This window comes from Mesorhizobium sp. C372A (genome assembly GCF_030323245.1).
GTDB lineage: Bacteria > Pseudomonadota > Alphaproteobacteria > Rhizobiales > Rhizobiaceae > Mesorhizobium.
In genome coordinates this window covers 5542083-5561323 of sequence record NZ_CP100475.1, presented here as the reverse complement: position 1 = coordinate 5561323, position 19241 = coordinate 5542083, and the positions used below count along the sequence as shown (strand labels likewise).

The following is a 19241-nucleotide window of genomic DNA, read 5'->3' as shown; positions in this document are numbered from 1 at the left end:
CTTCACTGCGCCCGCGCTTTGGCCACGTCGGCTGGCGTGATGGCGGATTGCTTGCCGCCGAAATGCGCCAGCACATAGTTGCCGAGGGCTGCGATCTCGGTATCCGAATAGGCGTTGGCGAAAGCCGGCATGGCCTGCTTGCCCAGCGGCGTCGTCATATGCGCGCCTTTCAGGATGACCTGGATCAGATTGGTGCCGTCGGGGTCGTTGACCGTGCGGCTGCCGCGCAGTGCCGCGTAGGGCGTCTGCAACCCTTCACCATTCCATCCGTGACAGCTGGCGCAGGCGCCCTGGAACAGCTTCAGGCCGAGCCCGCCTTGCGCCACTGAATCGGCAGACGGAGCGTAGGCGATGGACGTCGTCAGTGTTGCCGGCGGCTCGACTTCGACGATCGCCTTGTCGCTGCTGACTTGCGGCGGAACGGTTTTTACGTAAGTGACGATCGCCTTGATGTCTTCCGGCGTCAAATGGCGCAGGCTGTAGTCGACGGCTTCGCCCATGTTGCCGGTGGCCGCACCACGCCCTTCCGCATGACCCTTGAAGAGATAGTTGGACAGCTGCTCCTCGCTCCAGCTTCCGATGCCGGTCGTCTTGTCCGAACTGATGTTGTAGGCCTTCCAGCCCTGCAGTTCGGCGCCGGCGAATTTCTTGCTGTTGTCGAGCCCATAGAACAGGTTGCGGGGCGTGTGGCATTCGCCGCAATGCGCCATCGCTTCGGTGAGATAGGCGCCGCGGTTCCATTCCGCGCTCTGCTTTTCGTCTTGTGGCAACGGACCGTCGGGAACGAACAACAGGTTCCAGAACCGCAGGACATAACGCTGGTTGAACGGAAAACTCAGATCGTTCTTCGGCGCCTCGGCGTGCACCGGCGGCAGGCTGAACAGATAGGCCTTGATCGCCAGCGCATCTTCCGTGGCCATCCTGGCATAGGAGGCATAGGAAAAGGCCGGATAGAGATTGCGGCCTTGCTTGTCGATGCCCTGATGCAAGGCACGCACGAACTCCGCGTCGCTCCAGTCGCCGATGCCGGTTTCCTTGTCGGCGGTGATGTTTGGGGAATAGACGGTGCCGAACGGCAGCTTGAAGGCAAGGCCGCCGGCATAGGGCTGGCCGCCTCCGGTTGTGTGGCAGGCGACGCAATCGGCGGCGCGCGTCAGATATTCGCCGCGATCGATCAGCGCCTGACCGGTCGGCAGTTTCGCCGCCGCCATGGAGACGTCCGGCAGCGACGCCGGTTTGAACAGGAAGATCGCAACGCCGGCGGCGATGACGACCACGACAGCGAGGAGGATGCGGACCAAGCTTCTCATGGCCTGGCCCTCACAGCGCTTCGGCTTCGGTTTCGATGCCGGTCTCCGGGCGCTCCCTGCTGTTCGCCAGCACCGCCAGCAAGGGTGCTGCGGGCGGCGGCACCATCGACACGCTGGTCTTGTCGGCGCCGTCGCTCTTCAGCTGGTTGCGGTCGATGGGCAGGCTGCGCAGGCGTTTTCCCGTCGCGGCAAAGATCGCGTTGGCAAGGGCAGGCCCGGCCGAAACCGTTGCTGTCTCGCCGATGCCGCCGGGCGATTCCAGGCTCTTGACGTGATAGACCTCGATCTTCGGCGCCTCATTGTTGCGCAGGATGCGGTAGTCGTGAAAATTACTCTGGTCGACGCGGCCATTGCTGAAAGTGATGCCGCTGTAGAGCGCCGCCGACAGGCCGAAGATCAACCCGCCTTCGATCTGGGCTTCGACCGTGTTTGGGTTGATGGCGATGCCGCAATCGACGGCCACCACCGCGCGCTGCAGCGTAATCTCGCCGGCCGCTGAAACCGAGATCTCCAGCACCGCGGCCATGAAGCTGCCGAAGGCATCGTGCAGGGAAATGCCGCGGCCGCTGCCGGCCGGAAGCGGCGAGCCCCATCCCGACTTTTCGGCCGCAAGCTCGAGCACGCCTGCGGCCCGCGGCTGGTTCTTGGTCAGCGCCCGGCGATACTCCACCGGATCCCTGCCCACCGCATAGGCGAGTTCGTCCATAAAACTTTCGACCACGAAGACATTGTGCGTCGGCCCGACACCGCGCCACCAGGTGATCGGCACCGGCGGATCCTCGCGCACCCAGTCGACCTGGATGACCGGCAGATCATAGGGCGGTTTGGCGGCGCCCTCGACGGCATCGTCGTCAAGCTTGTCCTGAGGCCAGCCGCCGGGGATGTAATTACCCAACACCGAACCGCCGGCGACATGGTCGATCCACACGGTTGGCAAGCCGTCGGCGCCGAGACCGGCTGATATCCGGTCGTAGTAGGTCGGCCGGTAGAGATCGTGCTGGATGTCTTCTTCACGCGTCCAGATAACTTTGACCGGGTAGCTCACCTGTTTGGCGATCGCCACCGCCTGGCCGACATATTCAGCGACAAGCCGGCGGCCGAAGCCGCCGCCGATCAGGTGATTGTGCACGATGATCTTGTCGAGCGGAAAGCCCGTGACCTGTGCCGCCCAGCCTTGCGCCTGGGTGGGCACCTGGGTGCCGAGCCAGATCTCGCATTCATCGGCGCGCACATGCACGACGCAGTTGACCGGCTCCATCGGCGCATGGGCCAGGAACGGCAGCTCATAGCTCGCCTCGACCGTCTTGACGGCGGCTTTCAGCGCGCCGGCGACGTCGCCTTCCTGGCGCGCCATGATCGGTGTCTTGTTTTTGGACGCAGCCTTCAGCGTGTTCATCATATCGGCGCTTGAAAGCCTGGCGTTGGCGCCTTCGTCCCAGGTGATGGTGAGGGCCTCGAGGCCTTTCTTGGCCGCCCAGAAATGATCGCCGATCACGGCGACCGCATTGTCCAGCCTGACGATATCGCGCACGCCTGGGACGGCGCGTGCCGCCGTCTCGTCCACATCGCCGAGCTTGCCGCCGATCGCCGGACAGGCGGCGACCGTCGCCACCTTCATGCCGGGCACGCGCACATCGATGCCGTAGACCACTGCGCCATTGACCTTGCCCGCCGTGTCGACCCGGCGCAGCGACTTGCCGATTAGCTGGAAATCCTTGGGGTCCTTGAGCTTGACGTCGCTCGGCACCGGTTGCTTGCCGGCCGCGTCGGCGAGCGCGCCATAGGCCAGCTGCCGGCCTGTCGGCAGATGCGTGACCACGCCAAGCTTGGCGCTGCATTCCGAAATCGGAACCGCCCATTGCGCGGCTGCTGCCGCAACCAGCATCGTGCGGGCAACGGCGCCTGCCTTGCGCAGCGATTCCCAGGTTGCCCGCATCGAGGTCGAGCCGCCCGTTGCCTGGCCGCCAAGCGCAGCGGTGGCGTACAGCTTGTCGTTGGGCGGCGCGTCGACGACCTTCACCTGGTCCAGGCCGACTTCCAGTTCCTCGGCAATCAACGTCGCTTCGCCGGTGTGCGTGCCTTGGCCCATTTCGATGTTGGGCAGGATGAAAGTGATCTTGCCGTCGCTGTCGACGCGGATAAAAGCATCGGGTGAAAAGGCGGCGGTGACGTCGCCCTCGACGGGTTCGGCGGCGGCAAAACCGGGCCTGGTGCCGGCGCCCAGCATGGTGAAGCCGAGCAGAAGGCCGCTGCCCTGCAGGAAGGCACGGCGCGAGGTGAATTTTTGGGTGGGGGAGGAGGACGGCTTGCTCATGGCTGGCTATCTCCCTCAGGCCTTCGCGGCCTGTTTTATGGCCGCTCTTATTCGCGTGTAGGTGCCGCACCTGCAGATATTGCCGGACATGGCGGCGTCGATATCGCTGTCGCTCGGGTCGGGGTTGCGCTCCAGCAGCGCCGAGGCCGACATGATCTGGCCGGACTGGCAATAGCCGCACTGGATGACTTCAAGGTCGAGCCATGCCTGTTGCACTTTCTTGCCCGATGGCGTCGCATCGATCGCCTCGACGGTGGTGACATGGCGCGACCCAACCGACGCGACCGGCAACACGCAGGATCGCACCGGTTGCCCGTCAAGCTGCACCGTGCAGGCGCCGCACTGGGCGATGCCGCAACCGAACTTCGTGCCGGTCAGGCCGATGACATCGCGCAGCACCCACAGCAATGGCATATCGTCCGGCACGTCGACACTGCGATCCTCGCCGTTTACATTGAGCGCAATCATGGGCCTCTCCTCGGTTATCCGCATCCCCGTGGACAATGCAGTAGGCACCTGTTTGCCGGTAGTGTCTAATCACATGCATGTTGTTCGGCACCGCAACGCGTGTGCAAATCGCACTCGTGTGCGCGCCACAGTGCCCCTGATCTTTGCCGGGCTGCCGGCTGAAAGGTTTTTGCGATGGCTGAGTTGAAGGTCAGAACCCGCGTCACCGGCGCGACGGCGACGCTGCAGCCCGGCGGCTTGCCTTCCATCACCACTCCGACCGGCGGTGCAGTCGATGTCGTCACCGGCGTCAGCGCGCCGGGCTTCAATCCGCTCGACCTGCTCTACGCCTCGCTCGCCGCCTGCATGGTGCTGAGCGCGCGCATCGCCGCCTCCCGCCTCGGGGTTGCCGCCGCGCTTGGCGAGGTGCGCGCCGAGGTCGGCGGCGAGAAGGCCAAGGACGAGCCGTCGCGCGTCGAAAGGCTCAACATCAGGCTCGACATCTCAGGCGATCTCGACGCTGCGACCAAGCAGCGGATCGTCGAGGACGCCGAAGCGATCTGCACGGTGTCCAACACGCTGCGCGCCGCGCCGCAATTGCATACGACGCTTGGGTGAGGGCTTCGCAGAATGCCTCGCTGCCACCAACCAAGGACCGTCCCATGGCCATGATCCCGCCGATCGACTACGCCTCGGCATCGCATGACATCCGCGCCGAGCACGACAGGGAGCTTGGCCTGCGCGGACGCATGACCAACATGAAGCGCATCCTGCTGCATTCACCGGCGGCCCACCGCATCTATGCCGAATGGTTCACCCTGCGCGATCTGCTCAAGCCCGCACTCGACGACCGCGCTGTCTGGCTGTTGTCGCTGGCGATCTCCGAGAGATGCCGCGCCGAGATACCGCTTACCTTCTTCCGCCGCGCGCTGATCGACAGCGGTCTTGATCCCGAGGCGATCGAGCCCAGCGCTGAAGAAGCTTTGCTGATCGAATTCGGCAAGGCAGTCGCTGCCGATACCAACGCCGTTCCCGACGATGTCTGGGCGGCACTCAAGGCTCGCTACGACGACACACTGCTGGTCAACCTCGTCGCCTTCGCCGGCATCATGGTGGCGACCTGCGTGTTCACGAATGCGGTGCGCGTTGATCTCGACCCGGAGCTGGAGGTGTATCGCAAGCGGTGAAGCGCGTTTTCCCTTCTCCCACAGGGGGCGAAGGGGAAGATCGCGCTTCACCTCCGCAGGAATCGGGTGGTTCACGCCCGCCGTTCGCCCCACTTTGATCACATCAAAGGAGGCATCCATGACCATCCATTCGACAAGCACCAAACGCGCAGCCCATTCGGCCGAAGCGCGCATCGCAGCGCAGGACTGGAGTGCTCTGATCGGCGAACTGAACAGCCACGGCAGCACCGTCATGCCGGCGCTGCTTTCACCCGAGGAGTGCACCGAGATCGCCGGTCTCTATCCGCATGAGGACCATTTCCGCAGCCATGTGGTGATGGCCCGCCATGGCTTCGGCAAGGGCGAGTACCGCTATTTCCGCTATCCGCTGCCGGATCTGGTCGGTGGCCTGCGCACCGCGCTCTATCCCAGGCTCGCCGGCGTCGCCAACGACTGGAACGAACGCATGGGCGTTGCACGGCGCTATCCCGATGACCACGCCGCCTTCCTCCAGCTTTGCCACGAAAGCGGCCAAACGCGGCCGACGCCGCTTCTCCTGCAATATGGCCCCGGCGACTTCAACTGCCTCCATCAGGACCTCTATGGCGATCTCGCTTTTCCCCTGCAGGTGGCGATCCTGTTGTCGCAGCCCGGCGAGGATTTCACCGGCGGCGAATTCGTCCTGACCGAACAGCGCCCGCGCATGCAAAGCCGTGCCGAAGTGGTGCCGCTGACCCGGGGCGATGCGGTGATCTTTGCTGTCCACAACCGCCCGGTGCAAGGCACGAAAGGCCATTACCGCGTCAACCTCAGGCACGGCGTCAGCCGCCTGCGCTCCGGCAGGCGGCATACAGTGGGGATCATTTTCCACGACGCGAAGTGACAATTCGTCGGACACAGCCAAAGCACCTCACTACCGCTGCTTATTGACATGGCGAGTTCGGCGGAACAGTCTCCGCTTGTGTAAGAGAGGGGCATTTATGAAACGATCCTATGAGAAGCCGACACTCGTCAGACGGGGCAAGCTCGCCTCGCTCGCCGCCCAGCAGGTGCCGTCAATAGAAGCGGAAGTGCCCGCACCGAACTGAGTACAGAAGCTGGTTCAAAAACAGCCCGTTGCGCAAAATCGCGCGGCGGGCTGTTTTGCATTCTGGAGGTGCGGACCGCAGCGGCTTTTGCGCGCGGCGTCAAATGGGCGCTTCCTCTGGCGCGGCCGATCGCGTAAGGGCCGGGGAAAATCCTCCAAGGTTCTTCCAGTCGCATGATCCGTCTTGAAAGCATCAGCAAACAGAACGGCCGCCAGCTTGTCTTCATCGAGGCCTCGGCCTCGCTACAGAAGGGCGAGAAGATCGGCCTTGTCGGTCCGAACGGCGCCGGCAAGACGACTTTGTTTCGCATGATTACCGGCCAGGAGCAGCCCGACGAGGGCCAGGTGCAGGTCGATCGCGGCGTCACCATCGGCTATTTCAGCCAGGATGTCGGCGACATGGCCGGCCACAGTGCTGTGGCCGAAGTGATGAACGGCGCCGGGCCGGTCAGCGACGTGGCGGCCGAAATGGCCGAACTCGAGGCGGCCATGGCCGATCCCGAGCAGGCCGACCGGATGGATGAGATCATCGAGAAATATGGCGAGGCGCAGCACCGTTTCGAGGAACTCGACGGCTATGCGCTCGATGGCCGCGCCCGCGAAGTGCTGGACGGCCTGGGCTTCAGCCAGGAAATGATGGACGGCGATGTCGGCAAACTGTCCGGCGGCTGGAAGATGCGCGTGGCGCTGGCCCGCATCCTGTTGATGCGGCCCGATGTCATGCTGCTCGACGAACCGTCCAACCATCTCGATCTCGAAAGCCTGATCTGGCTGGAGCAGTTCCTGAAAGGTTATGAGGGCGCGCTGCTGATGACCTCGCACGACCGCGAGTTCATGAACCGCATCGTCAACAAGGTGGTCGAGATCGACGCCGGTTCGCTCACCGCCTATTCCGGCAATTACGAATTCTACCAGCAGCAGCGGGCGATCGCCGACAAGCAGCAGCAGGCGCAGTTCGAGCGCCAGCAGGCCATGCTGGCCAAGGAGATCGCTTTTATCGAGCGCTTCAAGGCGCGGGCGTCACACGCCGCCCAGGTGCAGAGCCGGGTGAAGAAGCTCGACAAGATCGATCGTGTCGAGCCGCCCAAGCGCCGTCAGATCGTGAATTTCGATTTTCAGCCGGCGCCGCGCTGCGGCGAAGATGTCGTGACGCTGAAGAACGTCCACAAGGGCTATGGCAGCCGCTCGATCTATGAGGGGCTGGACTTCCAGGTCCGCCGCCGCGAGCGCTGGTGCATCATGGGCGTCAACGGCGCCGGCAAGTCGACGCTGCTGAAGCTGGTGGCCGGCGCGTCTGACCCGGATGCCGGCACAGTTGCTCGGGGGCCGAGTGTGAAAATGGGCTATTTCGCCCAGCACGCCATGGAGGTGCTGGAGGGCGAACGCACCGTGTTCCAGACGCTGGAGGACGCGTTTCCACAAGCCGGCCAGGCGCCGCTCAGGGCACTCGCCGGCTGCTTCGGCTTTTCCGGCGACGAGATCGAGAAGAAATGCCGGGTGCTGTCGGGCGGCGAAAAGGCGCGCCTGGTAATGGCGCTGATGCTGTTCGACCCGCCCAACCTGCTGGTGCTGGACGAGCCGACCAACCATTTGGACATCGCCACAAAGGAGATGCTGATCACGGCGCTGTCGCAATACGAAGGCACCATGCTGTTCGTCTCGCACGACCGCCATTTCCTGGCCGCACTCTCCAACCGCGTGCTGGAACTGACGCCAGAAGGCATCCACACCTATGGCGGCGGCTATACCGAATATGTGGAGAGGACCGGGCACGAGGCGCCGGGGCTGCGGATCTGACGCAGGTCCTGCGTCCGCATTTGCGTCCAGCAAAGCCAGGATTTGTCAGCTCGCCGCCAGCCATTTGCGCGACTGCGCGAAGGCCTTGAAGACTTTGGCATCCATCGGGTAGCCGAACAGGAAGCCTTGCAGGATGTCGCAGCCAAGCTCTTTCAGGATGCGCGCGTGCTCCATCGTCTCGACGCCCTCGGCGATCACTTCGATCCCGAGCGACTTGCCGATGTCGATGATGGACGACACAAGCTGCCGCTGTGCGGTTGAGCTGGTGATGGGGGTAACCAGCTGGCGGTCGATCTTGAGGCGACGGGGCCGCAACTTCAACAGCGAGACGATCGAGGCATGCCCGGTGCCGAAATCGTCGATCTCGACGTCGATGCCGAGCCCCTTGATGTGTTCGATGTTCCAGCTGACCAGCTCGTCGTTTTCGTCGAGGAAAATCGACTCCACCAGTTCGAACGACACGGTCCCTTCCTTGATGGGAAGCTTGCGCAAACCCTTGATCAGGTCCCTGTCTTCCAGGCGCCGTGCGGAAACGTTGACCGAGACGCGCGGGATGTTGAGGTGGCTGCGCGACCAACGCTCGAAATTATCGAGCGCCTGCTCCAGGACGGTGCGGTCGATAAGCGCCACGACATTGAGTTCTTCAGCCACCTTGATGTAGGCGTCGGGGGTCAGCATGCCGCGTTGCGGGTGATCCCAACGCGACAGCGCCTCGACGCCGACGATCTCCAGCGTCTTGGCGTCGAACTGCGGCTGATAGTAGACGATGAATTCGTTCCGCTCGAGCCCGCCCAGAATCTCGTCGGCGGTCTGCTTGGTCCGCACGATCTCGCTCTGCAGCTCTTCGTTGAAAAACTCGTAGCGGTTGCGGCCGCGGCCTTTCGCCCGGTACAGCGCCAGATCGGCATTGACAAGCAACTGCCTTGCATCGACGCCGCTATTGGCCGCAATGCCGATGCTGACGCCGAACCGGCACTGGTGACCCAGATAGTCGACCGGCTGGCGCATCGCATCGATAATGTGGTCGGCCAGCGCGGCGAGTTCCTTGTCGTCGCGTCCATGGCTCAGCACGACAAACTCGTCGCCGCCGATGCGCGCAACGAAATCGGCACTGCCGACGCTGGCCTTGATGACTTTCGAAGCATGCACCAGCAATGCATCGCCCGCTGCATGGCCGAGCGTGTCGTTGATCTGCTTGAACCGGTCAAGGTCGAGATGCAGCAACGCCGCACGGCCGTCGGCTTCGCGGTTTTCGGCAAGCATCTCGTCCAGATACCGACGGTTGGGCAGACCGGTCAGCGAATCATGCATCGCGACATGCTCGATGCGGGCTTTGGCCAGGTTCAGTTCGGCATTTTTCGATTCTGAAAGGCGACGTTCACGCACGAGATTCTCGTTGAGCAGCACGTCGCCTGTCACATCCCATTCGGCGCCGATCATTTTTGGCGTGCCGTCGATGTCCCGGAAGAAACTGGCGCGGGTGCGCACATGGCGAATGGTGCCGTCCGGCCGCAGGAGCCGATACTGCGAAGAGTAGGGGCCTTGTGTTGCAACAGCCGAATCGAAATCTGCTTTAGCCCGTTCGAAGTCTTGGGGATGGATCGCCAGCGCCCAGTCGTCATAGCTACGGGTCTTGCCGCCGCCGGGTTTGCCATAGATTTCGTTGATGCGGTCGTCCCATACGAGTTCGTTGCTGACGGTATCGTGCTCCCACACGCCTATAGCAGAGGCTTCCAACGCCAGCTCCAGCCGCCGGGACAGGCGCCTCAACTCGGCGTCACTTTTCTGCCGCTCACCGAAAAGACGTCCTGCCACGAGGATCGGCAGCACCACCAGCGCGCCGGCAAGCGCCATGAGCAGACGCAACAGCCACTCATTTTTCGGAGCGGTCGGCCAGCCGCCCTTCGGTATGGCTGAAATTTGCCAGGAGCCTGAAGGCAATTGCACCTCTGCCATCACCGGATTGCCGGACACGACATTATCGCCGCCGAAGAACAGTTCCCCGCCGCCGCCGAGCGCATCCTTGCCGATAAGCGCCACATCGATATCCAGATCAGGGTCGGTCAGTCCGCTGGCAGCGTAGAGCCGATCGACATCGATCACGGCCGAGACGATACCCCAGAAACGGTCGCCGCCACCCGCCGTCGGCACGAAGACCGGGATACGGCCGATGAAGCCACGTCCGCCTTGCGCCAGTTTGACCGGCCCGGCGAGCACCAGCGCGCGCTGGTCACGGGCGCGAAGCGCGGCCATGCGTTGCGTATCGCTCTTGCGGTAGTCCAGCCCGATGGCTTTTTCATTGCCTTCCAGCGGATACATCAGCGCGATGACGAGGTCGGGGGCGCCGGCAATATCGCGCAACTGCGATTTTTGCTCGAACAGATTACGGGCGAGTGCCGCAAATCTTTGCTGGCCCATATAAGGCTCGGTAACGATTGTCGAAACGAGACCCTGAACCAGCTGGAGATTGCCGCCTATGTTGCCTTCGAGCTTGGCGCGTATGATGTTGACCTTGGCCAGGACGTCGGCGCGCGCCAGCTGATCGGAGACCTCTCTGTTCCTCTGGTCGGCAACCAGGGCGCAGACGAGAAGCACGACAAAGGCAATCGCCGCCGGCAAGTTGGCGGAAGAAAAAACGGCCCGTTTCAACCGGCCGGAATTGAGCATTGCACCTGCCAACTCGATCCGAAGACCTTTCCAGGACAGTAGTCCTTCGGTCGACCATAGTAGCTAAAGCTTAAGTTTGAGCTTCGAGACGAATCCGAGAACAAACGGTAAGCTTTTGGCTGCCAGGGTCCAGCCGAAATCTGAATGAGTGTCCGAAAGTAGGACGCCAGGTTGCAGCGTTCTGCAACCCGGCGGCGAAGTCATATTCGCCTCAGATTGCAACAAGCCGCCTGATCTTGCCGCGCGGGCCCTTGCGGGAGGCTTACTTCCCAGCCATTTGATCGGCCAGCGCCTGCGCCTGGGCGAGCAGCGCCGGGAAAGCCGGGTCAGCCGGCAGGCGCTGCGCCATGCAGGCCCGGTAGTCGCTGTCGCCCTTGTCCCAGGCGGCGTTGGAGGACTCGAACGCTTTTTCGTCCTTCAGGTCCGATGCCTGGTAGGCCTCCTGGAATTTCTGCGCGGCGGCGTCCGCAGCAGCCCACACGGCGTCGCAGGCGGCGATCTTCGGAACGGCAGGGGCTGCCGGCGCTGCGATAATTCTCACGCTGTTGCCTTTGACGAGCGTAACGATGACTTCCTGCTCATAGATCGGCCCGACGTCCTGCGTCCAGCCGCCGAGCCGTGCGAAGGCGATGTCGGCGCCTTCGGGTTTCTTCAATGGAAAGTCGACTGTTCCCTCGAAGGCGGCGTCGCTGTTGATCGCCTGGGTGTAGAAGGCATCGAGCTTAAGCGCCTCATCGATGCCGGCGGGCAGTTTGAAACTCTCGTCGGTCTCGGCGGTTCTGGACTGGAGCCAGCGCTCCAGCAGCCCTCGCGTCGTTGCCACCAGGCTGGGGCCGTCGTCGCCCTTGGTGTATCGCAGCCCATCGAGCATGCCATAGCCGATATCGGAGTCGCTGAGGCTTTCGATATTGATTGTGCCGGTTGGCGGAAAGTCCTTGACCGCCAGCGGCCCGATAATGCCGGCAAGACGCTGCTGGAGGTCGGCCAGCGCCTTCTCGTTCTCAGCGTCGATGGTCTCGATTGCCGCGTTCGCACTGTTCAGCGCTGCGATATCAGCAATCGCCTTGTCACGCGCGGCCACATAGTCGTCCTCCGGCGAGGCCGCGAAAGCCACGCTGCTCACCAGCGCAAACAGAAACGTCCAGACCCACCGCATGATATAAACCCTGCTCTACGTTCGATTCCAAGGATACATGACAACATTGGGCTGAAAAAAGACGGCCTTGGAGCTGCCCCCTTGAGGGGGAGATGGCCGGCAGGCCAGAGGGGGGTCGCCCCGCGTGAAGCTGACTCCTTTTGCAGCGCGAGACGACGTTAGCGCTTCACGCGCAACGACCCCCTCTGTCGCCTTCGGCGACATCTCCCCCTCGAGGGGGGAGATTGGCGCCTAGTCACGCCTTGCGCTTCTCCACCTCCGCCTTCCTCAGCAGGAAGCGCTGGATCTTGCCGCTCGGGGTCTTCGGCAGTTCGGTGATGAACTCGACCTCGCGCGGGTAGGCGTGCGCCGACAGCCGTTTCTTGACGTGCTGGGCAAGCTCTTCGGCGAGCTCCGAATTGCCCTTGTAGGCCGGCGCCAGCACGACGAAGGCCTTGACGATCTCGGTGCGCTGCGGATCGGGCACGCCGACGACAGCCGCCTCGTTGACCGCCGGATGCTCGATCAGCGCGCTTTCGACGTCGAACGGGCCGATGCGATAGCCGGCCGAAGTGATGACATCGTCGGCGCGGCCGATGAAGGAGACCGAACCGTCCGGCTCGTACTCCACCGTATCGCCGGTGCGGTAGTAGCCGCTCGTGATCGCCGGCGTCTCGGCTTGGTGATAGCCGTCGAACCAGCGCAGCGGCGACTTCGCGATGTCGACGGCGAGGATGCCGGGCTGGTTGGGGCCGAGCTCGTTGCCGGCCTCGTCCAGTACCACCATGCGATATCCGGGCATGGCGAAGCCGGCCGAGCCCGCGCGCACGACATGCGAGAGCCCATGATGGTTGTTGACCATCATGCCGTTCTCGGTCTGGCCGTAATGGTCGTGAATGGGCGCGGCGAGATTTGCGTCGAACCAGCGGATGACTTCCGGGTTGAGCGGCTCGCCGGCGCTGCTCACCACCCGCAGTCTGCCTTTGACACGGGCCGCAGCTTCCGCGCCTTCCGCCATCAGCAGGCGATAGGCGGTCGGCGAGCCGGCAAGGCTGGTGACGCCGAGCCGCTCGATGATGTCGTAAGTGCTCTTGGCGTTGAAGGCGCCTTCATAGAAGGTCGTGGCGATGCCGAGCTGCAACGGGCCAGTGATGGCGTAATAGAGGCCGTAGGCCCAGCCGGGATCGGCGATATTCCAGAAGATGTCGTCGGGCAGCAAGCCGATCGCGTCGCGCATATAGGCGCCGAAGGCGAGCAGGGCGCGAAGCGGCACCGGCACGCCCTTGGGCAGGCCGGTCGTTCCCGACGTCGACATCATCATGAACAAGTCGTCGCCCTTGCGCATCACCGGCTGGCACTCGGGCGAGGCGGCGGCAAGCGCGGCGCGGAAATCGATGTCGCCTGCAGGTAGCACACCGCCATTGCCAAGAATGGTGGCGATTTGCGCTGATGTCTCGACCTCGTCGAGCTTGCCGCGATTGGCCGGGTTGGTCACCACGATCTTGGCGCCGCTATAGCCGAGGCGGTGCTCGATGGCTTTCGGACCGAAGGCGGTGAACAGCGGCTGGTAGACCGCGCCGATGCGCCACGTCCCGAGGATCAGCGCCACCAGTTCGGGGACGCGCGGCAGCATGCCGGCGACGACATCGCCGGCACCGACGCCGGCGGCCTTGAGCACATTGGCGGCGCGCCCGGACATGTCGGCGAGATCGTCGAAGCTGAATTCGCGAAGCTCGCCGCCGGCCGAGATCGCGCGCAGCGCCAGCCGGTCTTCTCCGGTGTAGCGGCCGCAGCATTCGACATAGGCATTGATGCCGGTTCCAGGGTTGCCATACAACCGCGCGATCTCATCTTCGATGCGAAAGCGCTGAGCGGCATCCTCATAGCGCGGCATTTTGCTCATCGCGGTCCTCCCTAAGCGGCGCCCATCTCCCCTTGGAGCGCCTTATCGGTCAGATTGCCTGAAATTGCTGCGCTGGTCGATTACGGCGATAGTCGGGGGATGCGAAGGACCGCAGCGCAGCGACAATCCGCGCCGAGCCACTGCTGTTGACCGAACCATCCATCCGGCCGATAGCACCGCCAGAATTGCCCCGAGGCCCCAATGACCCCAGACTCAACTTTCGATGACGCGGCCACAGCCGACGAAGGACGCGATGCCGACACCGCCTGGCAAAACGACATCCGCGCGGGCGTGCGCCACGTCCGCGATCTCGCCTCCCTGCCGCTGTCACCCGCCGAGCGCGCGGCGGCGCAGGAGGCGGCCGTACGCCACAAGGTGCGTGCCCCCAAAACCTATCTCGACCTGATCGACTGGAACGATCCCGCCGATCCGATCCGCGCCCAGGTCATTCCATCGCCGGATGAGCTGACGGAAACGGAAGGCGAGCTCGACGATCCGATCGCCGACCATGCCTTCAGTCCGGTGCCGCGACTGACGCACCGCCACGCCGACCGGGTGCTGTTGTTTGCGACCTACCAATGCGCGGTCTATTGCCGTTTCTGCTTCCGCAAGGAATCCCTGACCTCGATCGGCCGCGGCTATACGCGAGAAGCGCTCGAAGAGGCTTTTGCCTATATCGAAGGCCATACCGAAATCCGCGAAGTGATCCTGACCGGCGGCGATCCGCTTTCGCTGCCGGACAAGGCGCTGGCCGAAATCCGCGCCCGTATCGAGACGATCGCGCATGTGAGGCTGCTGCGTATCCACACACGCGTGCCTGTCGTGCTGCCCGCGCGCATCACGCCGGGGCTGGTTGGCGCCTTGCAGGGCCGGCTGATGGTCACAATCGTCACCCATTTCAACCATGCGCGGGAGATCACGCCGGCCACCGAATTGGCCTGCCGCGTCATGCGCCAGGCAGGCTTCGTGCTGCTCAACCAGAGTGTCCTGCTCAAGGGCGTCAACGACACGGTCGAGGTGCTGGAGGAACTCTGCCGCGAACTGATGTACCGGCTCGGCGTCAAACCCTATTACCTGCACCATGGCGACCTCGCGCGCGGCATGGCGCACAGGCGCACCACGATTGCGCAGGGACAGGCGCTGGCCGGTGCGTTGCGCGCCCGCCTGTCGGGCATCTGCAATCCCGTCTATGTGCTGGACCTGCCGGAAGGCGGTGGCAAGGTGCCGCTCGGGCCATGCCATGTCGAGGGCCGGGACGGGCAGGACTGGCGCATCCGCGGCCAGGACGGCGAGGTGAGGCTGTATCGGGACGTCGTGGTGTAGGCAGGGCGCAGCGGCGACGATGACCGCCGCCGTCACATTGTCGATCGGGATGACCATCGCACCAAACTCTCGCCACTACGCGTTCGCCTGCATTCCGTATGTTGACATAAAGATATCCTTATGTGATGGTTGTCGCCTCAAGGATAAAAATGTCGCAGAATTCTGCATCGCTGGACGCAATGTTCGGCCCCGTCGCGGCCAAGCCCGACGGTTCGGAAGTGCTTGCGGCGCTCACCGCGGCGGCACGCGAACGCATCCTCATCCTCGACGGCGCCATGGGCACGCAGATCCAGGGTCTCGGTTTCGACGAGGAGCATTTCCGCGGCGAGGCTTTTGCCGGCTGCGCCTGCCACCAGCAGGGCAACAACGACCTCTTGATCCTGACGCAGCCGAAGGCGATCGAGGAGATCCATTATCAATACGCCATCGCTGGCGCCGATATCCTCGAGACCAACACCTTCTCCTCGACCTCGATCGCCCAGGCGGATTACGGCATGGAGGATGCCGTCTACGCGCTGAACCGCGGCGGCGCGCGGCTGGTGCGTCGGGCAGCGGCGAGGGCACAGCAGGAGGACGGCAAGCGGCGCTTCGTCGCCGGCGCGCTCGGGCCGACCAACCGCACCGCCTCGATGTCGCCCGACGTCAACAATCCAGGCTACCGCGCCGTCACCTTCGACGATCTGCGCCTGGCCTATGGCGAGCAGCTGCGCGGCCTGATCGACGGCGGCGCCGACATCATTCTCATCGAGACCATCTTCGACACGCTGAACGCCAAGGCGGCGATCTTCGCCTGCAACGAGATATTCATCGAAAAGGGCGTGCACCTGCCGGTGATGATTTCCGGCACCATCACCGATCTCTCCGGCCGCACGCTGTCGGGCCAGACGCCGACGGCGTTCTGGCATTCGGTGCGCCATGCGAGCCCCTTCACCATCGGCCTCAACTGCGCGCTCGGCGCCAACGCCATGCGCGCGCATCTGGCTGAAATATCGGGTGCCGCCGACACCTTCGTCTGCGCCTATCCGAATGCCGGCCTGCCCAATGAATTCGGCAGATACGACGAGAGCCCGGACTTCATGGCCGCGCAGATCGAGGATTTTGCCAGGGAAGGGCTGGTCAATGTCGTCGGCGGCTGCTGTGGCTCGACGCCGGACCACATCCGCGCCATCGCCGAGGCTGTCAAGAAGTGTCCACCGCGCGCCATTCCCGAGATCGAGCGCAAGATGCGCCTGTCGGGGCTGGAGCCGTTCACGCTGACCGACGAGATTCCCTTCGTCAATGTCGGCGAACGCACCAACGTCACCGGCTCGGCCAGGTTCCGAAAGCTGATCACGGCGGGCGACTATGTTCCGGCGCTCGACGTGGCGCGCGACCAGGTCGCCAATGGCGCACAGATCATCGACATCAACATGGATGAAGGCCTGATCGATTCGAAGAAGGCGATGGTCGAGTATCTAAACCTGATCGCCGCCGAGCCTGACATCGCGCGGGTCCCGGTGATGGTGGACTCCTCGAAATGGGAGATCATCGAGGCCGGGCTGAAATGCGTGCAGGGCAAGCCGCTGGTCAACTCCATCTCGATGAAGGAAGGCGAGGAAGCCTTTCTGCATCACGCGAAGCTGGTGCGCGCCTATGGCGCGGCCGTGGTCGTCATGGCCTTCGACGAGGCCGGTCAGGCCGACACCAGGGCGCGCAAGGTCGAGATCTGCACCCGCGCCTACAAGCTGCTCACCGAACAGGCCGGTTTCCCGCCCGAGGACATCGTCTTCGACCCCAATGTCTTCGCGGTCGCCACCGGCATCGAGGAGCACGACAATTACGGCGTCGACTTCATCGAGGCCACCGGCGAGATCACCGCCACGCTGCCGCATGTCCATATCTCGGGCGGCGTCTCGAACCTGTCCTTCTCGTTCCGCGGCAACGAGCCGGTGCGCGAGGCCATGCACGCGGTGTTCCTCTACCATGCCATCCAGCGCGGCATGGATATGGGCATCGTCAATGCCGGCCAGCTCGCCGTCTACGACACGATCGAGCCGGGGCTGCGCGAGGCGTGCGAGGATGTCGTGCTCAACCGCATGCCCAAGGCCGGCGGCACCGCCACCGAGCGCATGCTGGAGATCGCCGAACGCTTCAAGGGCACGGCCGGCAAGGAAGCCAGGGAGCGCGATCTCGCCTGGCGCGACTGGACGGTCGAGCAGCGCATTTCGCATGCGCTGGTCAACGGCATCACCGAATTCATCGACGCCGACACCGAAGAGGCGCGGCATGCGGCCGAGCGGCCTCTGCATGTCATCGAAGGCCCGCTGATGGCCGGCATGAATGTCGTCGGCGATCTGTTCGGCGCTGGAAAGATGTTCCTGCCGCAAGTGGTGAAGTCGGCGCGCGTGATGAAGCAGGCGGTGGCCGGATTGTTGCCGCACATGGAGGCCGAAAAGCTGGCCAACGCCGCCAACGGCATCGACAATGGCGAGCGCCAGACAGCGGGAAAAATCCTGATGGCGACGGTGAAGGGCGATGTCCACGACATCGGCAAGAACATCGTCGGCGTCGTTCTGGCCTGCAACAATTACGAGATCATCGATCTCGGCGTCATGGTGCCGGCGGCAAAGATCCTGCAGACGGCGCGTGAGCAAAATGTCGACATCATCGGCCTGTCCGGCCTGATCACCCCGTCGCTGGACGAGATGGTGCACATGGCCGCCGAGATGGAGCGTGAAGGGTTTGACATTCCGCTGCTGATCGGCGGCGCCACGACCAGCCGCGTGCACACGGCGGTGAAGATCCACCCGCGCTATTCCAAGGGACAGACGGTCTATGTCAATGACGCCAGTCGCGCCGTCGGCGTCGTGTCATCCTTGCTGTCGAACGAGACCAAGGGCGGCTACGTCGACACAGTGCGGGCCGAGTACAAAAAGGTCGCCGACGCGCATGCCCGCTCCGAGGCCGACAAGCAGCGGCTGCCGCTGGCAAAGGCCAGGGCCAATGCGCACAGGGTGGACTGGTCCGCCTATGAACCGCCGAAGCCGTCCTTCACCGGCGTGAAAGTGTTCGAGAACTGGGACCTGACTGAGCTCTCGCGCTACATCGACTGGACGCCGTTCTTCCAGACCTGGGAGCTGAAGGGGCGTTACCCCAAGATCCTCGACGACGAGAAGCAGGGACCGGCGGCGCGCCAGCTGTTCGAGGATGCGCAGGCGATGCTGAAAAAGATCATCGCGGAAAAATGGTTCGCGCCGCGCGCCGTCATCGGCTTCTGGCCGGCGAACGCCGTCGGCGACGACATCAGGCTGTTCACGGATGAGGCACGCTCGCAGGAACTGGCAACCTTCTTCACGCTGCGCCAGCAACTGACCAGGCGCGACGGCAAGGCCAATGTCGCGCTGTCGGATTTCGTCGCGCCGGCCGACAGCGGCAAGTCGGACTATATCGGCGGCTTCATCGTCACCGCGGGGATCGAGGAGGTGGCGATCGCCGAGCGCTTCGAGCGCGCCAATGACGATTATTCCTCGATCATGGTCAAGGCGCTGGCCGACCGTTTCGCCGAAGCTTTCGCCGAGCGCATGCACGAGAAGGTGCGCAAGGAATTCTGGGGTTACGCCGCCGACGAGACGCTGGCGCCGGATGAACTGATCGGCGAGCCCTATCGCGGCATCCGCCCCGCGCCCGGCTATCCCGCGCAGCCCGACCATACCGAGAAGGCGACCTTGTTCCAACTGCTGGATGGTGAGCGCAGTGCCGGCGTGAGCCTCACCGAAAGCTATGCGATGTGGCCGGGTTCATCGGTCTCCGGCATCTATCTCGCCCATCCCGAAAGCTATTATTTCGGTGTCGCCAAGGTCGAACGCGACCAGGTCGAGGACTATGCGCGGCGTAAAGCCATGCCGCTGGCAGATGCCGAGCGCTGGCTTGGGCCGATCCTCAACTATGTGCCCGTGGATTATGCCGAGGCGGCGGAATAGCCGGGACGTGATCTTGCCCAATGGCTGCTCGACCGCTCCCTTGATTTTTCACCGTCGAAAAAAATCGCGCCGCACCCGGTTCTCGGCGAGCTGCCGGTTGTCGGTCGGTCAGACTTAGGTCCCTCGCGCCTGC

General features: G+C 63.7%; 12 protein-coding genes. 6 read left to right on the top strand and 6 right to left on the bottom strand.

The annotated features are described in order from the left end of the window. Positions 1-2 precede the first annotated feature (2 nt). From NLY42_RS26805 to NLY42_RS26795, 3 genes are read right to left on the bottom strand one after another with little or no spacing between them, the layout of a single operon-like run. The gene (locus NLY42_RS26805) at positions 3-1310 is read right to left on the bottom strand and encodes a c-type cytochrome (RefSeq protein WP_023754672.1); all 1308 of its coding nucleotides are present in this window, start codon (positions 1308-1310) and stop codon (positions 3-5) included. Between the two features lie 10 nt (positions 1311-1320). Next, complete coding sequence (locus tag NLY42_RS26800) at positions 1321-3624, bottom strand: xanthine dehydrogenase family protein molybdopterin-binding subunit (protein ID WP_023754671.1); 2304 nt, start codon at positions 3622-3624, stop codon at positions 1321-1323. 15 nt (positions 3625-3639) lie between these two features. Continuing rightward, positions 3640-4092, bottom strand: a complete 453-nt coding sequence (locus NLY42_RS26795) for a (2Fe-2S)-binding protein (RefSeq protein WP_031197152.1) — start codon at positions 4090-4092, stop codon at positions 3640-3642. A gap of 174 nt (positions 4093-4266) precedes the next feature. Here NLY42_RS26795 and NLY42_RS26790 point away from each other — a divergent pair, with 174 nt between their 5' ends. The 4 genes from NLY42_RS26790 to NLY42_RS26775 all read left to right on the top strand — a co-directional run bounded on the left by NLY42_RS26790 (position 4267) and on the right by NLY42_RS26775 (position 8121). Beyond that, a complete protein-coding gene (locus NLY42_RS26790; RefSeq protein WP_023754670.1) occupies positions 4267-4689 on the top strand; it encodes an OsmC family protein in 423 nt (140 codons plus the stop codon). Between the two features lie 44 nt (positions 4690-4733). Beyond that, positions 4734-5258, top strand: coding sequence for a carboxymuconolactone decarboxylase family protein (locus NLY42_RS26785; protein WP_023754669.1), 525 nt, complete (start codon positions 4734-4736; stop codon positions 5256-5258). 118 nt (positions 5259-5376) lie between these two features. Next, on the top strand, positions 5377-6120 hold the full coding sequence (locus NLY42_RS26780) for a 2OG-Fe(II) oxygenase (RefSeq protein ID WP_023754668.1): 744 nt from the start codon (positions 5377-5379) through the stop codon (positions 6118-6120). Positions 6121-6498: 378 nt separating this feature from the next. Then, positions 6499-8121, top strand: coding sequence for an ABC-F family ATP-binding cassette domain-containing protein (locus NLY42_RS26775; RefSeq protein WP_023754667.1), 1623 nt, complete (start codon positions 6499-6501; stop codon positions 8119-8121). Positions 8122-8166: 45 nt separating this feature from the next. On the opposite strand, the gene NLY42_RS26770 is transcribed toward NLY42_RS26775, so the two are convergent. The 3 genes from NLY42_RS26770 to NLY42_RS26760 form a co-directional block, all read right to left on the bottom strand. Continuing rightward, on the bottom strand, positions 8167-10788 hold the full coding sequence (locus NLY42_RS26770; RefSeq protein ID WP_081730963.1) for a bifunctional diguanylate cyclase/phosphodiesterase: 2622 nt from the start codon (positions 10786-10788) through the stop codon (positions 8167-8169). A gap of 262 nt (positions 10789-11050) precedes the next feature. Further along, positions 11051-11944: a hypothetical protein gene (locus tag NLY42_RS26765; protein ID WP_023754666.1), complete on the bottom strand. Its 894-nt coding sequence runs from the start codon at positions 11942-11944 to the stop codon at positions 11051-11053. 235 nt (positions 11945-12179) lie between these two features. Further along, positions 12180-13826: an acyl-CoA synthetase gene (locus NLY42_RS26760; protein ID WP_023754665.1), complete on the bottom strand. Its 1647-nt coding sequence runs from the start codon at positions 13824-13826 to the stop codon at positions 12180-12182. 201 nt (positions 13827-14027) lie between these two features. Here NLY42_RS26760 and NLY42_RS26755 point away from each other — a divergent pair, with 201 nt between their 5' ends. Continuing rightward, on the top strand, positions 14028-15149 hold the full coding sequence (locus NLY42_RS26755) for a KamA family radical SAM protein (protein WP_031208658.1): 1122 nt from the start codon (positions 14028-14030) through the stop codon (positions 15147-15149). Between the two features lie 149 nt (positions 15150-15298). Then, complete coding sequence (gene metH / locus NLY42_RS26750) at positions 15299-19108, top strand: methionine synthase (protein WP_023754664.1); 3810 nt, start codon at positions 15299-15301, stop codon at positions 19106-19108. Positions 19109-19241 lie beyond the last annotated feature (133 nt).

Excerpts from the sequence above, each read along its gene's own strand:
- NLY42_RS26805 (WP_023754672.1), bottom strand. The coding sequence starts at position 1,310 with ATGAGAAGCTTGGTCCGCATCCTCCTCGCTGTCGTGGTCGTCATCGCC.
- NLY42_RS26800 (WP_023754671.1), bottom strand. The coding sequence starts at position 3,624 with ATGAGCAAGCCGTCCTCCTCCCCCACCCAAAAATTCACCTCGCGCCGT.
- NLY42_RS26795 (WP_031197152.1), bottom strand. The coding sequence starts at position 4,092 with ATGATTGCGCTCAATGTAAACGGCGAGGATCGCAGTGTCGACGTGCCG.
- NLY42_RS26790 (WP_023754670.1), top strand. The coding sequence starts at position 4,267 with ATGGCTGAGTTGAAGGTCAGAACCCGCGTCACCGGCGCGACGGCGACG.
- NLY42_RS26785 (WP_023754669.1), top strand. The coding sequence starts at position 4,734 with ATGGCCATGATCCCGCCGATCGACTACGCCTCGGCATCGCATGACATC.
- NLY42_RS26780 (WP_023754668.1), top strand. The coding sequence starts at position 5,377 with ATGACCATCCATTCGACAAGCACCAAACGCGCAGCCCATTCGGCCGAA.
- NLY42_RS26775 (WP_023754667.1), top strand. The coding sequence starts at position 6,499 with ATGATCCGTCTTGAAAGCATCAGCAAACAGAACGGCCGCCAGCTTGTC.
- NLY42_RS26770 (WP_081730963.1), bottom strand. The coding sequence starts at position 10,788 with ATGCTCAATTCCGGCCGGTTGAAACGGGCCGTTTTTTCTTCCGCCAAC.
- NLY42_RS26765 (WP_023754666.1), bottom strand. The coding sequence starts at position 11,944 with ATGCGGTGGGTCTGGACGTTTCTGTTTGCGCTGGTGAGCAGCGTGGCT.
- NLY42_RS26760 (WP_023754665.1), bottom strand. The coding sequence starts at position 13,826 with ATGAGCAAAATGCCGCGCTATGAGGATGCCGCTCAGCGCTTTCGCATC.
- NLY42_RS26755 (WP_031208658.1), top strand. The coding sequence starts at position 14,028 with ATGACCCCAGACTCAACTTTCGATGACGCGGCCACAGCCGACGAAGGA.
- metH (WP_023754664.1), top strand. The coding sequence starts at position 15,299 with ATGTCGCAGAATTCTGCATCGCTGGACGCAATGTTCGGCCCCGTCGCG.